A 20,340-nucleotide genomic window follows, 5' to 3' on the forward strand; every position below is an offset into this window, starting at 1 on the left:
AACATAAGCCATGCGAGGGGAATCGGCGCATGGCTTTCATAATTATATATATATTATTATTGAAAATTAATAGCCGGGTAGTTGGATTCCGCGCCAGCCGCTTACCTCGCATTGGCCATATTGATTATCACCTACAGCAACTACTGTGCCGTCCGATTTAAGCCCGATGGTATGAGCGCAACCCGCTGCAACCGCCACAATATCGCGCCAGCCACTTATGTTGCATTGGCCATGCTCATTCCAACCCACAGCCGCCACCGTACCGTCTGATTTAAGGCCGATGGTATGATTACTACCCGCCGCTATCGCCACAATACCGCGCCAGCCGCTTACATCACATTGGTTACGCTTATTCCAACCCACAGCCGCCACCGTACCGTCTGATTTTAGCCCGACGGTATGAAGGTAACCTCCCGCAACCGCCAGCATATCACGCCAGTCACTTACATTGCATTGGCCATACCGATTATTACCCACAGTAGTCACCGTGCCGTCCGATTTAATCCCGACGGTATGCCAGTCACCTGCCGCAACCGCCGCCATATCACGCCAGCCGCTTACATTGCATTGGCCTTCATTATTTCGACCGACAGCCACCACCATGCCATCTGATTTAATCCCGACGGTACGGCGCCAACCCGCCGCAACCGCCACAATATCGCACCAGCCGCTTACCTCGCATTGGTCATGTTTATTCCGACCCACGGCCACCACCGTGCCATCCGATTTAAGACCGATGGTATGAGCATTACCCGTATGAGCATTACCCGCCGCAACCGCCACAATATCGCGCCAGCCGCTTACCTCACATTGGCCATATTTATTATCACCCACAGCCGTCACCGTGCCGTCTGATTTAAGCGCGACGGTATGGCGATAACCCGCCGCGATGGCGGCCGGCGCGCCGACCAGTGTGTCATATCTTTTAGGCGCAACGGTTTCCATAATCGAATCCCCCGTAATTCATAATTTTATAGATAGTATTGCAGAATCTTCACGAATTTTCAACGATTCAGTGTGGCCGGTCACCGCACAGCTCGCCTCGGGCAACCGTCTGTTCTGGGAGACCTGATGGTGAATTCCTCATATCTAAAGTCATAGATTATTTGAAGTAGACTTCTTTTTCAATGTTAATAACAAAATCAGTCCGATGATACATGCTGTGCCAATCCATTGGAAAAATCCAAAGGGTTCTTTTAACCAAAATACAGTTGTTAATATAGCGGCTAGTGGCTCCAAACTACCTAGAAGGCTTGTTTCTTTTGCTGAAAGACTCTTTAAACTTTCTATATAGAACCAGAATGCTATCATTGTGCCGAATAGAATAACGAAGATTAAGTATAAATAGGTTTCTAGCGTCCAGTTTTTAAAGTCTGACTGCCAAGGTGGATGGATAAAGCTTAATCCGAAACCACCGATTATCATAGCCCAACCAACAATGACGAGGGAATCGTACTGCTTCAAGAGAGGAATTGCGTATAGGGTATAAAAAGCTAGGGCTATTCCTGATAAAAGCCCCCAAACTATTGAGATTTTTGGCACGGATAGTTGAGAGATCGAGCCGTTTGTTAGTAAGAAGAAACAACCAATTAAAGCAAGGCAAATAGTTACCAAATCATTTCGTGTTAAGACAATGTGTTTGCGAAGAATTAAATAGATGATAATCATTATAGGGGCTAAACACTGGAGTAGTGTTGCAACAGCAGCATTACCGGATTTGATTGATGCCATGTACGTGTATTGAACGGAGAGCATACCAACCAAACCGAAGACAAGGAGTTGGCAAGCGGTCTTTCTATTTTTCCATACACTGAATAGTTGTGAACGGTCTTTTATGAAAAACTGAACGGTCAAGAGTAAAGCACCAGCAATGAGCAAACGTGTTGCTACAAGCCAATTTACATCAATTGTGAATTGCTGAAAGAGTTTTTTTGAGACGGTACCACTAATCCCCCAAAATATAGCTCCTGTTATAACAAGAAACAATCCTGTTCTTCTGGCTGATCTATCCATGATGATTCCCCACCTTAAAATATAATAATAGTGTTATAATAGGTGAAAAATCTTTTTAATTATATCTATATTGGATGTTAAAGTATAAATATATTGAGGTTGTGGTCATTTGCAAATTAAAAATTTCATGATTGATCAAAACTTAAAAGAGCTCACTGAGCATCGAACGGTCGTATTACCTGTTGCATGTTACGAAACAACGATTAATCAAAATATAAATGGATATATACCGCTTCATTGGCATGATGAAATTCAGTTTGTTCTGGTTATAAAAGGGGAAGCAATCTTTCAAATAAATGAAGATAAATTAGTAGTACCACAAGGTAATGGGGTATTTATAAATAGTGGCTGCCTACACATGGCCGAAGAAAAGAATAAATCGGGTTGCGTCTATATCTGTTTAAATGTTTCTCCTCATTTCGTTTTATCACAAGAGCTGTATACAACCTATGTAACCCCTTATATTCAAGCGACTAATTTACCCTATTTATTTATAGATGCTGATAAGCCTTGGGGGAAAAATATATTAGATGCCATTGTGAAAATAAATCAATGGATTCAACAAAAATCCCCCTGCTTTGAAATTGATATTACCATGCACCTGGCACTAATTTGGAAAAACTTAATCATCAATGGCTTTCAATTAGAGTACGACCAGATGGAAATGGTAAAGAGCCATCGGATGAAGCAAATGTTGAGTTGGATATACTTGCATTACGCTGAAAAAATCACTTTGGATGATATTGCAAGAGCAGGCCAACTGAGCCGTTCTGAATGCTGCCGATATTTTAAACGAATGTTAAAGATAACTCCGTTGAATTATGTTATGGATTATCGAATACAAAAAAGCTTAGTCTTACTGCAACAAGCAGACTCTAATGTTACAGAAGTTGCCTATAAGGTTGGATTCAACAGCACCAGCTATTTTATAGAAAGATTCAGAAAGGAGATGAATATGACACCCTTAGCCTACAAAAAATCAAAAACGGATAATTGCTAATGTATTAAATGAATTTTTATTTTAGGGGGGCATGACATGGAAGTTTTTGCAGAATATTTAGCGCAAATTGATAACCCGGAACATCGGGACCGAGTGGAAGAGGTTTTGGCTTGGGTAAACAATAAATTTCCAAACCTAATGCCGAAGATTGGCTGGAACCAGCCTATGTTCACCGATCATGGAACATACATTATTGGCTTTAGCGTAGCCAAACATCATATGGCTGTTGCCCCTGAAATTGCAGGGATTAATCATTTTTCTGCTGAAATTGTGCAGGCTGGCTATGATCATACCAAGCAGTTGGTACGTATCCGTTGGGATAGTCCGGTTGATTTCTCATTGCTTGAGAAAATGATCGAGTTTAATATTTTGGATAAGGCAGATTGTTCAAGCTTTTGGCGGAAATAAAGTCGTCAAGATATGAGCGCGTTGCTTGAATTTTATTATATTAAAAGTGAGGTGCTGGATGAAATAGCGCTTCACTTTTTTTATGGAAATTTGATGTCGTTTGGTATTAAAAACCGATTGATGATTGTATAATATAACAGAATATGTAAGCGTTTACTGAGTATGAGATTTCATAAGACACACCATATGTTATGTGTCTTAATCATATCCGCTATGCTAGAACGATAATTTTTCCTAGATCTGATGATCTAGCCGCCTCCATATGCTCTGTATATGCTAATGCACCTCCATAATGCCTATCGACTACACCCTAACGATTAGATAACTACCATCCCTCAAGCCATTCCTTTCACCCTTTTACATTGTTAATGAAACACCAAGACATACCCCATAGATTTGCAAACTTGGTGAAGGGGGGGATGAATCTTTTCGGAAAATAGAGCACGGGAATATGCAGCAAACCATTTAAGGAGGTAGCTTTATATGTTCAAAAAAATGTTTACGGTTTTTTGTGCATTAATTATCACCTTCATGACCGTATCTTTCGTCCCCCCGCAAAAGGTGAATGCCGAAGCTAATTCAGTCGTAGCCCAAAATGGCCAACTGCGAGTTTCTGGGAACCAATTAGTGAATCAGGCGGGAGAAGCGATCCAATTAAAGGGGATGAGTTCCCATGGTTTGCAGTGGTTTGGGCAGTACGTGAATTATGATAGCCTGAAATGGATGAGAGACAATTGGGGAATAACTATATTCCGGCCAGCTATGTATACGCAAGATGGCGGCTATGTCAATGATCCTTCGCAAAAAAATAAGGTGAAAGAAGCTGTACAGGCCGCGATTGATCTGGGAATCTATGTGATTATTGATTGGCATGTGCTGGGTGAAAAGGATCCGAATATTTATAAAGAACAGGCAAAAGGTTTTTTTGCAGAAATGGCCAATTTGTATAAGGATTATCCGAATGTGATCTATGAAATCGCCAATGAGCCTAATGGGTATGCTACGTGGAATGGCCACATTAAGCCATATGCAGAGGAAATGATCCCGGTCATCCGATCCATTGATACGAATGGGATCATTATCGTAGGAACCGGAACATGGAGCCAGGATGTACATGATGCCGCCAACAACCCTATCGCCCAAAGCAACATTATGTATACAACACATTTCTATGCCGGGACTCACGGTTCATTGCTGAGAGATCGTATTGATTATGCTAGGAGCAAAGGTGTGGCCGTATTTATCACAGAGTGGGGAACGAGTGACGCTTCTGGAGACGGTGGTCCTTTCCTTGCCGAATCTAAAGTATGGACGGATTTTATGAAAGACAGAAAACTGAGTTGGACCAACTGGTCGTTATGTGATAAAACGGAAGCCTCCGCTGCACTGGCGCCTGGCGCAAGCCCTTATGGAGGATGGTCTGACGCGCAGTTAACGGCATCCGGTAAATTTGTCAGAGAGCAGATAAAGTCAGCAACGCCACCTCCGAGTGATGGTATCGTTTCTGGTAAAACCTACAAAATGGTTAACGTAGGCAGCGGTAAAGCATTGGACGCAGCTGCTGCAGGCACTGCAAACGGCACAAATGTACAGATCTGGGACGATAACGGAACGGGTGCCCAGCAGTGGATAATCACAGATGTTGGCGGAGGTTTGTATAAGGTTATTAACGTCAATAGCAATACAGGTTTGGATGTAGCCGAGATGGGGACTGCCAATGGATCGAATGTGCAATTATGGAGTTATGGCGGCGGTTCCAATCAGAAGTGGAGCATTGTTAAAGTTGGAAGTACTTATAAATTGATTGCCAGCAACAGTGGGAAAGCTCTGGATGTTGCTGCTGCTGGTACTGAAAATGGAACCAACGTTCAAATTTGGGATGACAATGGTACAAACGCGCAAAAGTGGAATCTGTATCAACTAAACTAGCAGGGGAGGTTTGAAGAAGACTCCCGGATTGAATTTATCTCTGCTCAATGTTAATCTAACTAATAGAGATGCATACAAAGGAGCGTTAACCTGATCATGTGGATTACTCTGTAAAGATTAACAATGCGAAAGGATGCCTGTAATAGTGATTACACTATTTTATTCGGCATGCTTTTCTTTAATCTTACAGGGTATGCAGGGAAAGGTGTAATGTAAACCCATTCTGCGGATACCTTAGGGTATCCGCTTTTAATGTTGTGGGAAACCGCATCTCTATCGCTCCTAACCTACATATCCTCCTACTAATGATTGGAGGGATTTTATTATGAAACCGAAGTTAGTCTTGATTGAGGGATTACCAGGATTCGGGAAAACAACAACGGCTCAATTAGTTCATGAAATTCTTACGGAAATGAACCTTAAACCTCAGCTGTTTTTAGAAGGGGATTTGGAGCATCCAGCGGATTATGAGGGAGTCGCCTATTTGGAGAAAAATGAATTCGATGAATTATTGAATACCCATGTGAAGTATCGAGATTTGTTGAATAATCGTGTGATTAAACAAGGGAACCATTATTTCCTGGAATATCGAAAAATCGCAAATGAATATGGGCCCGATTTTCCAGATGAATTATTGCAGACAGTTGCCAAAAGTGATGTTTATGAATTGTCGCTAGCTCAAAACAGGAAACTGATAACAGAGCGTTGGAAGGGATTTGCGGCGAGTGTTTTAAATGGCTCAGACACCTTTATTTTTGATTGTTGTTTTATACAAAACCCTGTAACCATTGGGATGATTAAATATGGTGCACAGAAGGAAGACGTTATAAATTATGTTCTGGAACTGGCAGCGATTGTGGAGCGGCTGAATCCATTGCTGCTTTACGTAGAGCAGAATGATCTTGATCATTCTTTCAGAAAGGCCGTTACGGAAAGACCTAAAGAATGGTCGGAGGGATTTATTGAATATTATACTAACCAAGGGTATGGAAAAAAACAGGGTTATACAGGGTTAGAAGGAACCTTGGAGGTACTGAAGGCAAGAAGGGAATTAGAAGAAGAAATATTTAACGGCATAAACATAGCCAAGAAAAAAGTAAATAACTCTTCTTATGACTTAAATGATTATAAGCAAGTTTTGGTGGGGATTTTATCAGAATATTTTAGTTCAGCAAATTAAGCACAAATGACAAGCCGAGTTGATTTCAGGCATTCACTCCTGATTTCACTCGGTTTTTTTGCTTAAGTATTATATATTGACGTGATATATATTGGTCTGATATATTAATAAGTGTAATATGTAGATGTTTTTAAATAAGGAGGAGCTATTCTTGAACAGTCAGGATGTTATTTTAGGCTTGCTCATGAAAGAAGCGTTGACTGGCTACGAAATAAAGCAGTTATTGGAGAATGTGTTGTCTAATTTCTATAGCTCTAGTTATGGCACGATTTATCCTACGCTTGCCCGAATGGAGAAGGAAGAATTAATAACCAAGGAAATTGTGCCCCAGAAAGGTAAGCCAAACAAGAATGTTTATAACATAACGGCTAAAGGGCGAGATTGTTTTAACGACTATTTACTAGCGCCACTAGAGGGAGACAGTAGTAAGAAATCCGATTTTATGATGAGGCTTTATTTTGGCCGATTTGTGGGGTATGACAAGGTGATTTTCTGGTTGAAGCAAGTACAAGAGGAATCACAAAAAAAGTTAGATCAGTTATTAGAGCAGTATTCACATTATAAAGATGAAATGCACCCGGCCCAGATCATTTGCATCCAGATTGGGATAGCAGAATATAAAGCTAAACTTGCAACCATTGCCGGGGGATTGTTAAGCATGGAGCAGTTAGAGGAAGAGAAGAGCAGCATTTAGCGAATTCAGATACTTTTAGGAGGAATTTTAATGAAAACAATATTCATCACGGGTGCTTCATCTGGCATTGGGAGAGCTACTGTAAAACATTTTGCTGAAAGAGGATGGAACGTAGTAGCCACGATGCGTGCACCTGAAAAAGAAACTGAATTCATTACATTGGACAATGTATTGGTGTTGCGGTTAGATGTTGAGAAAACAGATACCATTCAATCTGCATTGGCTGAAGCTATTCAGCGGTTTGGTAAAATTGACGTTCTCCTGAATAATGCCGGATATGGGTCAATGGGGCTTATAGAAGTAGCTACGGATGAGCAGATCCGCAGACAATTTGAAGTGAATGTTTTTGGTCTTATTAGTATGACTAAAGCCATGCTGCCTCATTTTAGATCTAATCAGGAAGGGTTGCTAATCAACATCTCTTCAATGGGAGGGATCGTGACCTTTCCTACGATGTCTCTGTATCACTCCACTAAATTCGCGGTAGAAGGTTTTTCTGAATCCGTATCTTTTGAATTAGCATCCCAAAACATCAAAGTAAAGTTGATTGAACCAGGAGCCATTAGCACGGACTTTGGCGGAAGATCGATGGAGTTCTTTTTTAATGATGGCTTAACGGATTATAAATCATTCACTACTGCCTTTCTGGGTAAATTAGGGGAAATGGAAAAAGCTCCAGACTATGCCTCGGCACCAGAACTTGTAGCTGACACTATTTATCAAGCGGCCACAGACGGTACAAGCAAATTCCGTTATGTAGTGGGAGAAGATGCGGAAATGCTCATAAGTATGAAGAAAAATACGGTTGAGGAAGAGTATCTAAGTAATATAGCTCAGCATTTTTCATAAAAAGAGGACAGGTTTATCCAAAGCTCTATTAAGAGCACCGTTGACAATTGCTGGATTTCTCTGTAACTTAAACATAACTAAATAAGAAACCACTAGGGGAGCCTGAATAGGCTGAGACGGGAAAAATGCATTCCTGGACCCTTGAACCTGATCTGGATCATACCAGCGTAGGAAAGTGGAGTCGGACCTTTATTTCATTGTTGGCGTTAGCCTTATATGGATATTTGAGCCGCTCCATGTGGAGCGGCTTTTTTGCGCGCACTCTTATTTATTTAAACCTTAAGGAGGAAACAAGATGCCGAATCAAGAGAAGAAACATGAGGTCGATCTGTGTGCTTTTCCGGGAAGTCACAAGGTGTATGTGGAGGGCTCACGGCCTGATATTCAAGTTCCAATGCGCGAGATTACATTAAGCCGAACCTCGGGTACGGCCGGAGAAGCGGAGAATGCTCCTGTCCATGTCTATGATACAAGCGGGCCTTATACTAATGATGAAGCCTATAGCGATATCCGCAAGGGGTTAACGCCTCACAGGCTTCAGTGGATCGCGGAGCGGGGAGATGCCGAATCTTACGAAGGAAGAACGGTCAAGCCGGAGGATAACGGGAATCTCACGGAGAAGTCGGCGGCAGAGGTGTTTCCGGGATTGCAGCGTCGGCCCTTGAGAGCCAGAGAAGGCGGCAATGTCAGCCAGCTGCATTATGCGCGCAGAGGCCTGATTACGTCGGAGATGGAATTTATCGCAATCCGGGAAAATGTAACCCCTGAGTTTGTTAGAGAGGAAGTAGCCAGCGGCCGTGCGATCATTCCAGCGAATATTAACCATCCTGAGAGTGAACCGATGATTATCGGGCGGAATTTCCTGGTGAAGATCAATGCCAATATCGGGAATTCGGCGGTGTCCTCTTCCATTGATGAAGAAGTAGAGAAGATGAGATGGGCTACCCGCTGGGGAGCGGATAATATTATGGATCTGTCGACAGGCAAAAATATTCACACCACCCGTGAATGGATTATCCGCAACTCTCCGGTACCTATCGGGACAGTGCCTATCTATCAGGCTTTGGAAAAAGTAAACGGCAAGGCCGAGGATTTAACTTGGGAGGTATACCGGGACACTCTGATCGAGCAGGCGGAGCAAGGAGTGGATTATTTCACCATTCACGCCGGGGTACTGCTGCGTTACATCCCATTAACGGCCAAAAGAATGACGGGTATCGTCTCCAGAGGGGGTTCGATTATGGCGGCCTGGTGCCTGGCCCATCATCAGGAGAACTTTCTCTATACACATTTCGAGGATATTTGTGAAATCATGAAGGCTTATGATGTTGCGTTCTCTTTAGGTGACGGGCTGCGGCCAGGCTCCATTGCCGATGCTAATGATGAAGCCCAGTTTGCCGAGCTGGAGACGTTGGGGGAATTAACCTCGCTTGCCTGGAAGCATGATGTTCAGGTGATGGTGGAAGGCCCGGGCCATGTACCGATGCATCTGATCAAAGAGAATATGGATAAACAGCTTGAGCTCTGCCATGGCGCTCCTTTTTACACACTGGGTCCGCTGACTACGGATATTGCACCCGGCTATGATCATATCACCTCGGCTATTGGAGCGGCGATGATCGGCTGGTTCGGCACGGCGATGTTGTGTTATGTTACCCCGAAGGAGCATTTAGGATTGCCTAACAAAAATGATGTGCGGGAAGGCGTCATCACCTATAAAATTGCCGCCCATGCAGCCGACTTGGCCAAAGGACACAAGGGGGCGCAGGATCGGGATAACGCACTCTCCAAAGCGCGCTTCGAGTTCCGTTGGCGGGACCAGTTCCATTTGTCGCTCGACCCGGAACGGGCGCTGGAATATCATGATGAGACTCTTCCGGCGGAAGGGGCCAAAACGGCTCATTTCTGCTCTATGTGTGGACCCAAGTTCTGCAGTATGCGCATTTCTCATGGTATCCGCGATACGGCGAGGTTGCAGGATGGACAAGAAGAACCGGAGCAAGAGATGATTACCGCTGGGATGCGGTACAAAGCAGAAGAGTTTAAGGAAGGCGGAGGTCTGATCTATAAATAAACTGTCGGCCGGGTACTATAGCCTAATCGCCCTCCTCCCTCTCAATTGACAGTCTCCGGGCGTATACCTATAATGTAAATCAGATTATGAAAGCTGTTTCATTTCTGATAGATAAGTTTGTTTCGGTGAGATGGAACCCCTTAATCAAGCGGGTTTCATTTTGTTTTTTAGTGTATTTTTGTTCCCAAAAAGGAGAAGCCATGGACACAACGTTCTGCAAAATATTGGTGGTGGACGATGAAATGCTGGTACGGCAGGGGATAATCCATCTGCTGGACTGGGAAGGGGAAGGGTTTCAGATTGCGGGCGAGGCCTCCAACGGAAGAGAGGCTTTTGAATTAATTGAATTACAGCGTCCGCATATCATCCTGACCGATATCGTTATGCCTGTGATGGACGGGGAAGAGCTGATCCGGCTCGTCAAGGGGGTGTATCCGGAAATTGAGGTGATCGTGCTTAGCAGCTTCAGTGAGTTCGAATATGTGCGTTCGACCTTCCAAAGCGGGGTTGCCGACTATATCCTGAAGCCCAGACTGGAGGCCGCTTCCCTGCTTGCCGTTCTGAAAAAGACCGCGCAGCGGATTCCGCTGCTTCAGCATGTGGACTGGAGAAGCGACAAGCGGCAATCCGCGGACTATATTCTGGACAAACTGCTTTCCGGCTTTCCAGTGGAGTACGACGAGGAAGCGCTGCGGGTGATGTTCCCCTTTCCGGGCTTCGTGCTGCTAATTGCTGATACGGGCGACGAACCCGCTGCGAATAGCCGCAAAGAGGAGTGGCTGGAGAACAGTATTCGTTCTCTGCTGCAAAGCAGCGGCAGCAGGGTAACCTTCCGCCGGCTGTCTCCGCTGGAGGGGCATGTCCGCCTGTTGTTTAATCTGGAGGAGGCTGGGTATGAGGCGCTCGTCCGTCTTGCAGATCAGGTATTCACCGCGGGCATTCGTGCAAATATGTTCCTGAATCTCGCGGTCAGCCGGGCTTTCACTGAGCTGAGTGAACTGCATACGATCTATACGGATGATCTGATGAAGCTGCTGGACCGCCGCTTCTTTCTCCCGGATCACTGTTTACTGGTAGATAACGGCGAGGAGGGGGGGCAGGGTCCCGCTTTCGATCAGGATGCCTTCGGCGCAGAGCTGAACCGGCAGGAGTTCGATTTGGCTTTCGGCCGCTTGAGCGCATATGTTGCGTCCATGTCTGGCCGGAGAGATACAGGGATGTTCGAGTTCAAATCGTTTTTATGCCACAGTATGTTTCAGATCATCGGAATGCTGCTGCATTTCCATTACGAGGCCCGCGCCTTGGACGAAAGCAAATATGAGTTCTTCCGCTCCATTCATGAGGCACGGCATATCGGTGAAACGGAGATACGGCTTGAGCAGTTTTTGCAAGCTGCGACGGAATGTGTAACCAAGAACCGCGGCGGAGTACCAGCCATTCAAAAAATTTTACTATATATCGACGAGCATTATTCACGCCAGCTTACGCTGACCGAAGTGGCAAGGCAGTTTCATTTCAACCCGTCCTATCTGTCTAATTATTTTGCGCTACATAACAAAGAGGGCTTCAACGAATATTTAAACCGGGTGCGGATTGAAAAGGCGTGTCTGCTGCTGAAAGAAAATGCCGGTCTATCCATTTCCGAAATCAGCAGTCTTGTGGGCTACTCAGACCACAGCTATTTCACCAGAGTATTCCGCAAGCTGATGGGAATCTCGCCCAGTCAATACCGGAAAGGCTAATGCAGCGGGAAGGAGCCCGAAATGGGACTAACGGAGAAATGGCTCACAAAGCTCAAGGATCAAAGCCTGTTCAGTAAAATATTCGCCGTCATGGTCATCAGCATCATTCTGGTTACCGTCCTGATTACCGGAGTGACCGTACAAATGTCCCAAAAGCTGTTCGTGCAAACCTTCAGCATCACCAATTCCAAGATTATCGACCAGATCAAAAGTGCGCTGGAGAACTCCCATTATGCAACCGTCAACAGCGCTATTGAAGTCGGGCAGAGCGGCGTGATCAGAAGCTTCATGACGGAGAAGGATATCAATTCACTGGCGAACTTCAAGCGGTATTACAGTATGCGGGATCAAATGGACCGCATTCAGTCCGGTATCGGAGGGACCAATATCGGCCTCTCCATTCTGGGTGTGAACGGAAGAAGCTACACCAGCGATGTTACCTACTGGTCGGGCTCCTCAGAAGAGTTGAAGAACAATCCCATTACAAAGGCCGCTCAGGAACGCAATGGGCAGCTCTTCTACAGCTTTATGGACGCCAGCCCGTTCAATTCACAAAGCCGTTATCTGGTCGCCGCCAAGGCGTTGACCGCCCCGGGTCTATCCAAGCCGTACGGCACGTTGTATATGTTCACCCGTGAAAGTGATTTCCGCAAGAACTACGCCAGCTTTACGAGTCAGGGAAACGATGTAATGTTTCTGGATAAATCGGGCCAGATCGTGTCCAGTAATCGGACGGAGCAAATCGGCAGCATGTCTCCCGACCTGCTGGAAAGCGCGCAGCAGATCGCTGAGGTGGGCCTGTCCAGTCAGGAGCTCTCCATCGGCGGGCGGGAGGTCATCGTGCTGGCGGACTATTTGCCTTCGTACAATCTATATATTGTGAATCTGATTGATAAGAAACAGACAATCGGCACGCTGCTGGACAAAAAGGCGATTTTTCTGATCGTTGCAGCAATCGCCGCCGTAGCCGTACTCGTCATCTATTTTCTGACGAAGAGGCTGACGCAGTCTCTGCGCACCCTGGTCAAAAAAATGTCCAATGTGACCAAAAAAAGTTTCCATAACTACATGTCGGTCACCGGCACTTATGAGACAAGGCAGCTCAGCACCGCATACAACTATATGCTTAAAGAGCTGAACGATTATGTGGGTCAGCTTGTGGAGACCCAAAAGGAGCAGCGGAAGGCGGAATTGGCCGCACTTCAACAGCAGATCAATCCCCATTTTCTATACAACACGCTGGCGTCAGTCAATATTCTGGTGCAGAGAGGAAGCAAGGAACAGGCGACCGAGACGATTCATGCGCTGATTTCCCTGCTCCAGAACACCATCAGCAATGTGAACGAGACGATTACAGTGGAAGAGGAGCTTATTAACCTGAAGCATTATGTATATATTAATCAGGTTCGCAACGGCAACCGCATTAAGGTGGATTACTTCGTTTCACCGGACTGCATGTCTGCTAAAGTGCCCAAGCTGGTTCTTCAGCCTTTTATCGAAAATGCCTTCTTTCACGCGTTCAATATCAAAACCTCCGGCTATATCTATGTCACCATAATGAAGGACAGGGATACGCTGCACTGCGAGGTGGTTGATACGGGAGATGGGATGGATCTGGACAACAAAGATTCGATTCCCGCCTCGTCCGTCAGCAGGCAGCTGTTCAGCGGCATCGGCATCCGCAACGTTCATGACCGCCTGACATTGCTGTACGGTGAGCCTTACGGCGTATCCATCTCCAGCACACCGGGGCAGGGGACGAAGGTTTCTATCAAAATTCCCTGCTGACTACGGATTGAACCGGTGTTTTTGCAGCATACTATCCAAGCCACGCCATGAACCGGCGCCTTATAAACGGCGCCGGTTTTTTGTATGTGCGATGTTTGTTGGACGGGGATTTACCTAAAAAAAGTGCGAAAGGAGAAAATAAATGCTAATTCACTCTCCGTGGAAGCGGATACAAAGACAATATTATCACTATTTTAACTAAATTAATTTCTAACGAAATGAAGGACCAGGATGATATTCTTGATAAAGAAAGCACTTTCAAATATACGTTAGGGGGATATACATCATGAAGAAAAAAGCTACTGCTCTTCTGCTCGCCGGCTTTATGCTGCTGACAGCCTGCTCCAGTAACGCCAATAACCAGGCAAATACCAACAATGGGGAAGCTACAGGCACCTCCAAGGAGATCACGGTTTGGGCATGGGACAAAAACTTTAATATCGCCGCAATGAATCTGGCGAAGGATGCGTATGTGAAAGACCATGCGGATGCTAAAATCAACGTTATCGAATATGCCCAGGATGATATTATTCAGAAGCTGAACACCGGCCTCAACTCGGGAAGCGCATCGGGTCTGCCGAATATCGTTCTGATTGAAGATTACCGTGCTCAAAGCTTTTTGCAAACGTATCCAGACTCATTTCAGGAGCTCGGTGATGCTATTAAACCCGCTGATTTCGCCGACTATAAGATCGGACCAACCAGCTTTAACGGCAAGCAATATGGCGTTCCTTTCGACTCCGGGGTTGTAGGCCTGTATGTCCGCACAGACTATTTGCAGGAAGCGGGCTACACAGTTGACGATCTGCAGGATATCGACTGGCAGAAGTACATTGAGATCGGCAAAGCGGTAAAAGCTAAAACTGGCAAAGATATGCTGACCCAGGACCCGAACGATCTGGGGCTGATCCGGATGATGATCCAATCCGCCGGCTCCTGGTATCTGAAGAGCGATGGTACAACACCTGACCTGAAGGACAATGCTGTACTGAAGGAAGCGTTCGAAAGCTATAAAGAGCTGATGTCTGCGGATATCGTTAAGGTTAACTCCGACTGGAGCTCGTTCCTCGCCGGCTTCAACAGCGGTGCCGTTGCATCCGTTCCAACAGGCAACTGGATTACACCATCGGTGAAATCGGCAGCTGACCAGTCCGGCAAATGGGCGGTTGTACCATTCCCTAAATTGAAAAATGCGACAGGCTCCGTGCATGCCTCCAACCTGGGCGGCAGCTCCTGGTATGTACTTAACAACGACGGCAAAGAAGCGGCAATTGAATTCCTGGGCGCAACACTCGGCTCCGACACTGACCTGTACCAGAAGCTTGTGACCGACGTTGGCGTTATCGGAACCTATAAACCGGCTGCTGAAGGCGAAGCTTACACTGCCGCAGACAACTACTTTGGCGGACAAAAGGTCATTTCCGACTTCGCAAAATGGACTGCGGAAATTCCGAATGTTAACTACGGCATGCACACCTATGCTATCGAGGATATCCTCAAGGTTGAAATGCAGAATTACCTGAACGGTACGGATATAAATAAAGCGCTCGGCGATGCTCAGTCCCAAGCGGAGTCTCAAATCCAGTAACCCCTTGTAGGACCTGATTGCTCCGCTGTCCCCCCGTACCGGCCGATTTGAGCCTTGGCGGGGGGACGGCGGCTTATCCATTTTTCGATTCACGCCTGTATAGAGAAAGGATTGAGAGCTGTGAACCATACCATGCGCAACCGCGCTAAGCTTACCGGCTGGTTATTTATTGCTGTGGCCGTCCTCATGATTTGTTTGTTCTACTTTTATCCGATGATTCAGGCTTTGCTGCTCTCCTTCAAAACGGGCGCAGGAGCCAATCTTCATTTTGACGGATTAAGCAACTATAAACGGCTGCTCAGCGACAAAACCTTCTTTACCGCCGTAAAGAATACCTTTCTGTTCCTGATTGTGCAAGTACCGCTCATGATCACTTTTGCGATGATTATTTCGGTGCTCCTTAATGACAGCAAGCTGCGCTTCAAAGGGTTTTTCCGTACCGCTATTTTCCTGCCTTGCGTAACCTCGCTTGTGGCATACTCCGTCGTATTCAAATATCTGTTTGGTAATGACGGACTGGTGAATCTGGCTTTAATGAACATGCATTTGTTATCCGAACCGATTCAGTGGATCTCCGATCCCTTCTGGGCAAAGGTCACGATTATTATCGCAATTACTTGGCGGTGGACAGGATACAACATGATCTTCTTCCTCTCGTCGCTGCAGAACATCGACAACTCCATTTATGAAGCCGCGCGGATTGACGGCGCCTCGGGGGTCAGACAATTTTTCTCGATCACCGCACCGCTGCTTAAGCCGATTATTCTCTTTACGTCGATCACCTCGACTATCGGGACGCTGCAATTGTTCGATGAAATCATGAATATTACTAAGGGAGGTCCCGGCAACGCGACGCTCTCCATTTCACAATATATTTATAACCTTTCGTTCAAGTACACCCCTGACTTTGGATACGCAGCTACTGTGTCTTATTCCATCGTTGTCATGATTATTGTACTGTCCTTCCTTCAAATCAAATTGGCAGGTGATGATAAGTAATGAGAACCTTACGCCGCGCACCTATTTATGTGTTTCTGTCCATTGTAGCGATCGTTTCGATCTTCCCGTTTTTGTGGATGATTATTAGCGCGACAAACCTTTCGGTAGATGTAACTCAGGGAAGAATGCTTCCAGGAAGTCATTTGATCGAGAATATCAAGAACCTGACGGATTCAATCAATCTTGTGCCTGCTCTGTGGAACACGCTCAAAATCTCTGTGACGACAACGATTCTGGCCTTGCTGATCTCATCACTGGCCGGATACGGATTTGAAATTTATCGCAGCAAAGCAAAGGATATCGTCTTCAATTTGTTATTATTATCCATGATGATTCCTTTCGCCGCGTTGATGGTACCGCTCTATCAAATGTTCTCAAAGCTGTCCGCTACAGCTCCGCTCATTGGAGTCAACACGATGGCTGCGGTCATTCTTCCGACCTTCACAACGGCGTTTCTGATCTTCTTTTTCCGTCAGAGCTCCAAGATGTTCCCGCGGGAACTTCTGGAAGCCGGCCGGATGGACGGATTGTCGGAGCTGGGGTTGTTCTTCCGAATTTATGTCCCGACCATGAAGACAACTTATTCGGCTGCCGCCATTATTACGTTCATGTCCAGCTGGAATAATTACCTCTGGCCGCTGATTGTGCTGCAGACCCCGGAGAAACGGACAATACCGCTGCTGATCTCCAATCTGGGTTCCAGTTATTCGCCGGATTTCGGCGTGATTATGGCCGCGGTTGTCATCTCTACGCTTCCGACGGCACTTGTCTTCTTCCTGATGCAGAAGCAGTTCGTTGCCGGTATGGTTGGTTCCGTGAAATAACAATGACTAATAAGCTGAACATAAGAATGAAGCAGCTAACATTCTTATGTTCATGTTCTAAAGGAGGAAATGAAATTGGCAGTTACCCCAAGTTTGAGCTGGCTGGAGGACCCCGGTGTATTCAAGGTGAACCGGCTGGAGGCCCATTCGGACCACCGTTATTATTCAGACATGGCTAAGGCAGAGGCGGGTGCGCCGATGGATATGCGCTATAGCCTGAACGGCAGCTGGAAATTTAGCTATGCGCCGAATCCGGCCAGCCGTGTAGAGTCATTTTTTGCGGAATCCTATAATTGCTCCGCATGGGACAACATCCAGGTTCCCGGACATATTCAGCTGCAGGGCTTCGGCCGGCCACAATATGTTAATACGATGTATCCGTGGGATGGACTAAGTGATGTCCGCCCGCCGCATATCCCGCAGGAGCATAACCCGGTCGGCAGCTATGTGAAGGAATTCCGTCTCCCGGCGAACCTGGAGGACGGACCGCTCTATATCTCCTTCCAAGGGGTGGAGTCGGCTTTTTATGTCTGGCTTAACGGGGAATTTGTCGGTTATGCTGAGGATAGCTTTACACCGTCGGAATTTGATCTGACCCCGTATGTGCGTACAGGCAAAAACAAGCTGGCCGTCGAGGTATACCAGCGCAGTACCGGAGGCTGGCTGGAGGATCAGGATTTCTGGCGGTTCTCGGGTATTTTCCGCGACGTCTATTTGTATACTGTTCCGAAGCAGCATATCCGGGATCTCGCGGTGCGGGCGGAGCTTGACGATACTTATACGCAAGGAAGCCTGAGTGTTCAAATGCAGCTGCTGGATACTCCGCAGGAGAACGTTAGCGCAAGAATTGAGCTCAAGGATAAAGCAGGACAGGTCCGTCTGAGTGCGGAGGGCGGGTTCAGCGGACGTGAACTGACCTTGTCTGGAGACATTGCGGATGTTCTGACGTGGAGTGCAGAGAATCCGTATCTGTATTCACTCTGCATTTCGCTGCTCGATGCACAGGGGAAGCTCATTGAAGCGATTGTCCAGAAGGCGGGGTTCCGCCGGTTCGAGCTGAAGAACAAGCTGATGTGCATTAACGGCAAGCGGATTGTATTCAAAGGCGTCAACCGGCATGAATTCAACTGCCGCACCGGCCGGACGATTACCCGTGAGGACATGCTGTGGGATATCCGTACGCTGAAGCGCAGCAACATTAACGCCGTACGTACGTCGCATTATCCCAACCAAACACTATGGTATGAGCTGTGCGATGAATACGGCATTTACGTCATCGACGAAATGAATCTGGAAACCCATGGCTCGTGGCAAAAGATGGGGGCTGTTGAGCCTTCGTGGAACATTCCCGGCAACGATCCGAATTGGCGCGATATCGTGCTGGACCGGGCAGAGTCTATGCTGGAACGGGATAAGAATCATCCATCCATTCTAATCTGGTCCTGCGGCAACGAGTCGTATGCGGGTCAGGTCATTCTGGATGTGGCGAATTGGTTCCGCAGCCGCGATAATAGCCGTCTTGTCCATTATGAAGGTGTGTTCTATGACCGTAATTACAATGCCACGAGCGATATGGAGAGCCGGATGTATGCCAAACCGGCGGATATCGAAGAGTATTTGAACAGCAATCCGGACAAGCCTTATCTCAGCTGCGAATACATGCATGCGATGGGCAATTCGGTGGGTGGCATGCATAAGTACACGGAGCTGGAGAATAAGTACCCGATGTACCAGGGTGGCTTCATTTGGGATTATATCGATCAGTCGATTATTACTAAGGATCGCTACGGCCGCGAGTATTTTGCTTACGGCGGCGATTTCCAGGACCGTCCGACGGATTACAGCTTCTGTGGCAATGGCATTGTCTACGCCGACCGGCAGTGGACGCCGAAAATGCAGGAGGTTAAATTCCTGTACCAGAACTACAAGCTGGAGCCTGGTAAAACAGGCATTCGGCTCATTAATGAAAGCTTGTTTGCAGGAACCGGACATTTGGCATTGGAATACCGGCTGTATCGTGAAGGAGAGCTGCTCGGCGCTTGGACAACTGACGTCAATGCCGCACCGCAAAGCGAAGTGCTGGTGCCGTTCGAGCTGCCGCAAGCAGACGGGAACCCGGGCGAATACAGCATTCAGGCCTCATTGCTGCTGAAGGATGCGGAGCTCTGGGCTGAGGCCGGATATGAAATTGCCTTTGGAGAGTCCATCTTCGTAGTGCAAGAGGAAGCTGAAGCGGAGCAGCCAGCCGGCCAACTGAAGGTTGTGGAAGGGGATGTACAGATCGGCGTCCTCGGCGAGGGCTTCACCGTGCTGTTCTCTAAACAGGTTGGTTCTCTGGTGTCCTTGAACATCCACGGCCGCGAAATGATTGCGGCTCCTCCGGCTCCGCTGTTCTGGCGGGCGGCGACCGACAACGATAAAGGAACCAATCTCGGCTACAATGCCGGATGCTGGTATGCTGCAAGTCTGTCGCGTAAATGTGTAGAGGTGAGCCTTGCACAGGAGGAAGGTGCAGTCACAGTGAGCTTTGATTACCGGTTCAGCATCCATTCCGGGCTGTCGGTTCAAACCGCCTATACGGTCTACGGCGACGGAAAGGTACGGGTGCATACCCGCTACAACGGCGCTGCGGGGCTTCCGGATCTGCCGATCCTGGCATTGTCCTTCAAAATGCCGGCAGACTACGACCAGACGGAATGGTATGCGATGGGACCAGAAGAGAATTATATCGACCGTGCGTACGGTGCCAGACTTGGCGTGTTCAGCCGGAGCGTACAGGAGCTGCCGTCCCGCTACCTTGTTCCGCAGGAATCTGGTAACCGCACCGGTGTACGCCGCGTGAAGATTACCGATAAATCGGGAGTGGGCCTGCAAATCTCGGCCCCTGCAACCGCTCCTGTGGAATGTAATTTGTCGCCGTATACCGCGTTCGAGCTGGAGCATGCCAGCCATGCGTTTGAGCTTCCGGCGGTTCATTACACCGTAGTGACAGTAGCAGGAAGACAAATGGGCGTAGGCGGAGACGATAGCTGGGGCGCGCCAGTATATAAGGAATACACCATTCCTGCAGAGCAAAGTCTTGAATATGAGTTTTTCATTTCAAGCGTGGGAACGGAAGAGAAATAGCACGTTAGGCTTATTAAAGCCGTAAACCGGCCTTTGTCCTGAATTCATGGACCAAGGCCGGTTGTGTTTTTTTCTGGAAGAGAGGAGTTCAATGAAGGCGGAGGTCTGAGCTATAAATAAACCGCC

The 20,340-nt window shown here is 46.9% G+C and carries 15 protein-coding genes and 1 riboswitch; of the genes, 13 read left to right on the forward strand and 2 right to left on the reverse strand.

Annotated elements, in window-relative coordinates; all coding sequences use genetic code 11:
* Nucleotides 1-66 precede the first annotated feature (66 nt).
* Nucleotides 67-945 (reverse strand): RCC1 domain-containing protein, encoded by an 879-nt coding sequence (locus tag NYE29_RS13915; RefSeq protein ID WP_340896416.1) that lies wholly within the window; start codon nt 943-945, stop codon nt 67-69.
* Between the two features lie 150 nt (nt 946-1,095).
* Nucleotides 1,096-2,013: a DMT family transporter gene (locus tag NYE29_RS13920; RefSeq protein WP_340896417.1), complete on the reverse strand. Its 918-nt coding sequence runs from the start codon at nt 2,011-2,013 to the stop codon at nt 1,096-1,098.
* Between the two features lie 109 nt (nt 2,014-2,122).
* On the opposite strand from NYE29_RS13920, the gene NYE29_RS13925 reads away from it, so the two are divergent.
* From NYE29_RS13925 to NYE29_RS13985, 13 genes are all read left to right on the forward strand, one after another.
* Nucleotides 2,123-3,013 (forward strand): AraC family transcriptional regulator, encoded by an 891-nt coding sequence (locus NYE29_RS13925; RefSeq protein ID WP_340896419.1) that lies wholly within the window; start codon nt 2,123-2,125, stop codon nt 3,011-3,013.
* Nucleotides 3,014-3,049: 36 nt separating this feature from the next.
* Nucleotides 3,050-3,421 carry an iron chaperone gene (locus NYE29_RS13930; RefSeq protein ID WP_340896420.1) on the forward strand — a complete coding sequence of 124 codons (372 nt, stop codon included), beginning with the start codon at nt 3,050-3,052 and terminating at the stop codon, nt 3,419-3,421.
* A gap of 483 nt (nt 3,422-3,904) precedes the next feature.
* Nucleotides 3,905-5,350: a cellulase family glycosylhydrolase gene (locus tag NYE29_RS13935; protein ID WP_445322166.1), complete on the forward strand. Its 1,446-nt coding sequence runs from the start codon at nt 3,905-3,907 to the stop codon at nt 5,348-5,350.
* Nucleotides 5,351-5,675: 325 nt separating this feature from the next.
* Complete coding sequence (locus NYE29_RS13940) at nt 5,676-6,530, forward strand: hypothetical protein (protein ID WP_340896421.1); 855 nt, start codon at nt 5,676-5,678, stop codon at nt 6,528-6,530.
* A gap of 151 nt (nt 6,531-6,681) precedes the next feature.
* Nucleotides 6,682-7,224 carry a PadR family transcriptional regulator gene (locus NYE29_RS13945; RefSeq protein ID WP_340896422.1) on the forward strand — a complete coding sequence of 181 codons (543 nt, stop codon included), beginning with the start codon at nt 6,682-6,684 and terminating at the stop codon, nt 7,222-7,224.
* A gap of 30 nt (nt 7,225-7,254) precedes the next feature.
* Nucleotides 7,255-8,073: an SDR family oxidoreductase gene (locus NYE29_RS13950; RefSeq protein ID WP_340896424.1), complete on the forward strand. Its 819-nt coding sequence runs from the start codon at nt 7,255-7,257 to the stop codon at nt 8,071-8,073.
* Nucleotides 8,074-8,157: 84 nt separating this feature from the next.
* A riboswitch (TPP riboswitch) is annotated at nt 8,158-8,264 on the forward strand.
* 104 nt (nt 8,265-8,368) lie between these two features.
* Nucleotides 8,369-10,147: a phosphomethylpyrimidine synthase ThiC gene (gene thiC, locus NYE29_RS13955; RefSeq protein WP_340896426.1), complete on the forward strand. Its 1,779-nt coding sequence runs from the start codon at nt 8,369-8,371 to the stop codon at nt 10,145-10,147.
* A 200-nt stretch (nt 10,148-10,347) separates the two neighbouring features.
* Entirely contained in the window at nt 10,348-11,889 is a 1,542-nt protein-coding gene (locus NYE29_RS13960; protein WP_340896428.1) for a response regulator transcription factor, read from the forward strand.
* Between the two features lie 21 nt (nt 11,890-11,910).
* Nucleotides 11,911-13,677, forward strand: a complete 1,767-nt coding sequence (locus NYE29_RS13965) for a sensor histidine kinase (protein ID WP_076113991.1) — start codon at nt 11,911-11,913, stop codon at nt 13,675-13,677.
* Nucleotides 13,678-13,963: 286 nt separating this feature from the next.
* Nucleotides 13,964-15,265, forward strand: coding sequence for an ABC transporter substrate-binding protein (locus NYE29_RS13970; RefSeq protein WP_340896429.1), 1,302 nt, complete (start codon nt 13,964-13,966; stop codon nt 15,263-15,265).
* A gap of 132 nt (nt 15,266-15,397) precedes the next feature.
* On the forward strand, nt 15,398-16,264 hold the full coding sequence (locus NYE29_RS13975; protein ID WP_076114021.1) for a carbohydrate ABC transporter permease: 867 nt from the start codon (nt 15,398-15,400) through the stop codon (nt 16,262-16,264).
* A complete protein-coding gene (locus NYE29_RS13980) occupies nt 16,264-17,088 on the forward strand; it encodes a carbohydrate ABC transporter permease (RefSeq protein WP_076113989.1) in 825 nt (274 codons plus the stop codon). The genes NYE29_RS13975 and NYE29_RS13980 overlap by 1 nt, the downstream gene beginning before the upstream one ends.
* Nucleotides 17,089-17,157: 69 nt before the next feature.
* Nucleotides 17,158-20,214 carry a glycoside hydrolase family 2 TIM barrel-domain containing protein gene (locus tag NYE29_RS13985; protein WP_340896430.1) on the forward strand — a complete coding sequence of 1,019 codons (3,057 nt, stop codon included), beginning with the start codon at nt 17,158-17,160 and terminating at the stop codon, nt 20,212-20,214.
* The last annotated feature ends 126 nt before the right edge of the window (nt 20,215-20,340 follow it).

The organism is Paenibacillus sp. FSL M7-1046 (assembly GCF_038007405.1).
Lineage (GTDB): Bacteria > Bacillota > Bacilli > Paenibacillales > Paenibacillaceae > Paenibacillus_AQ.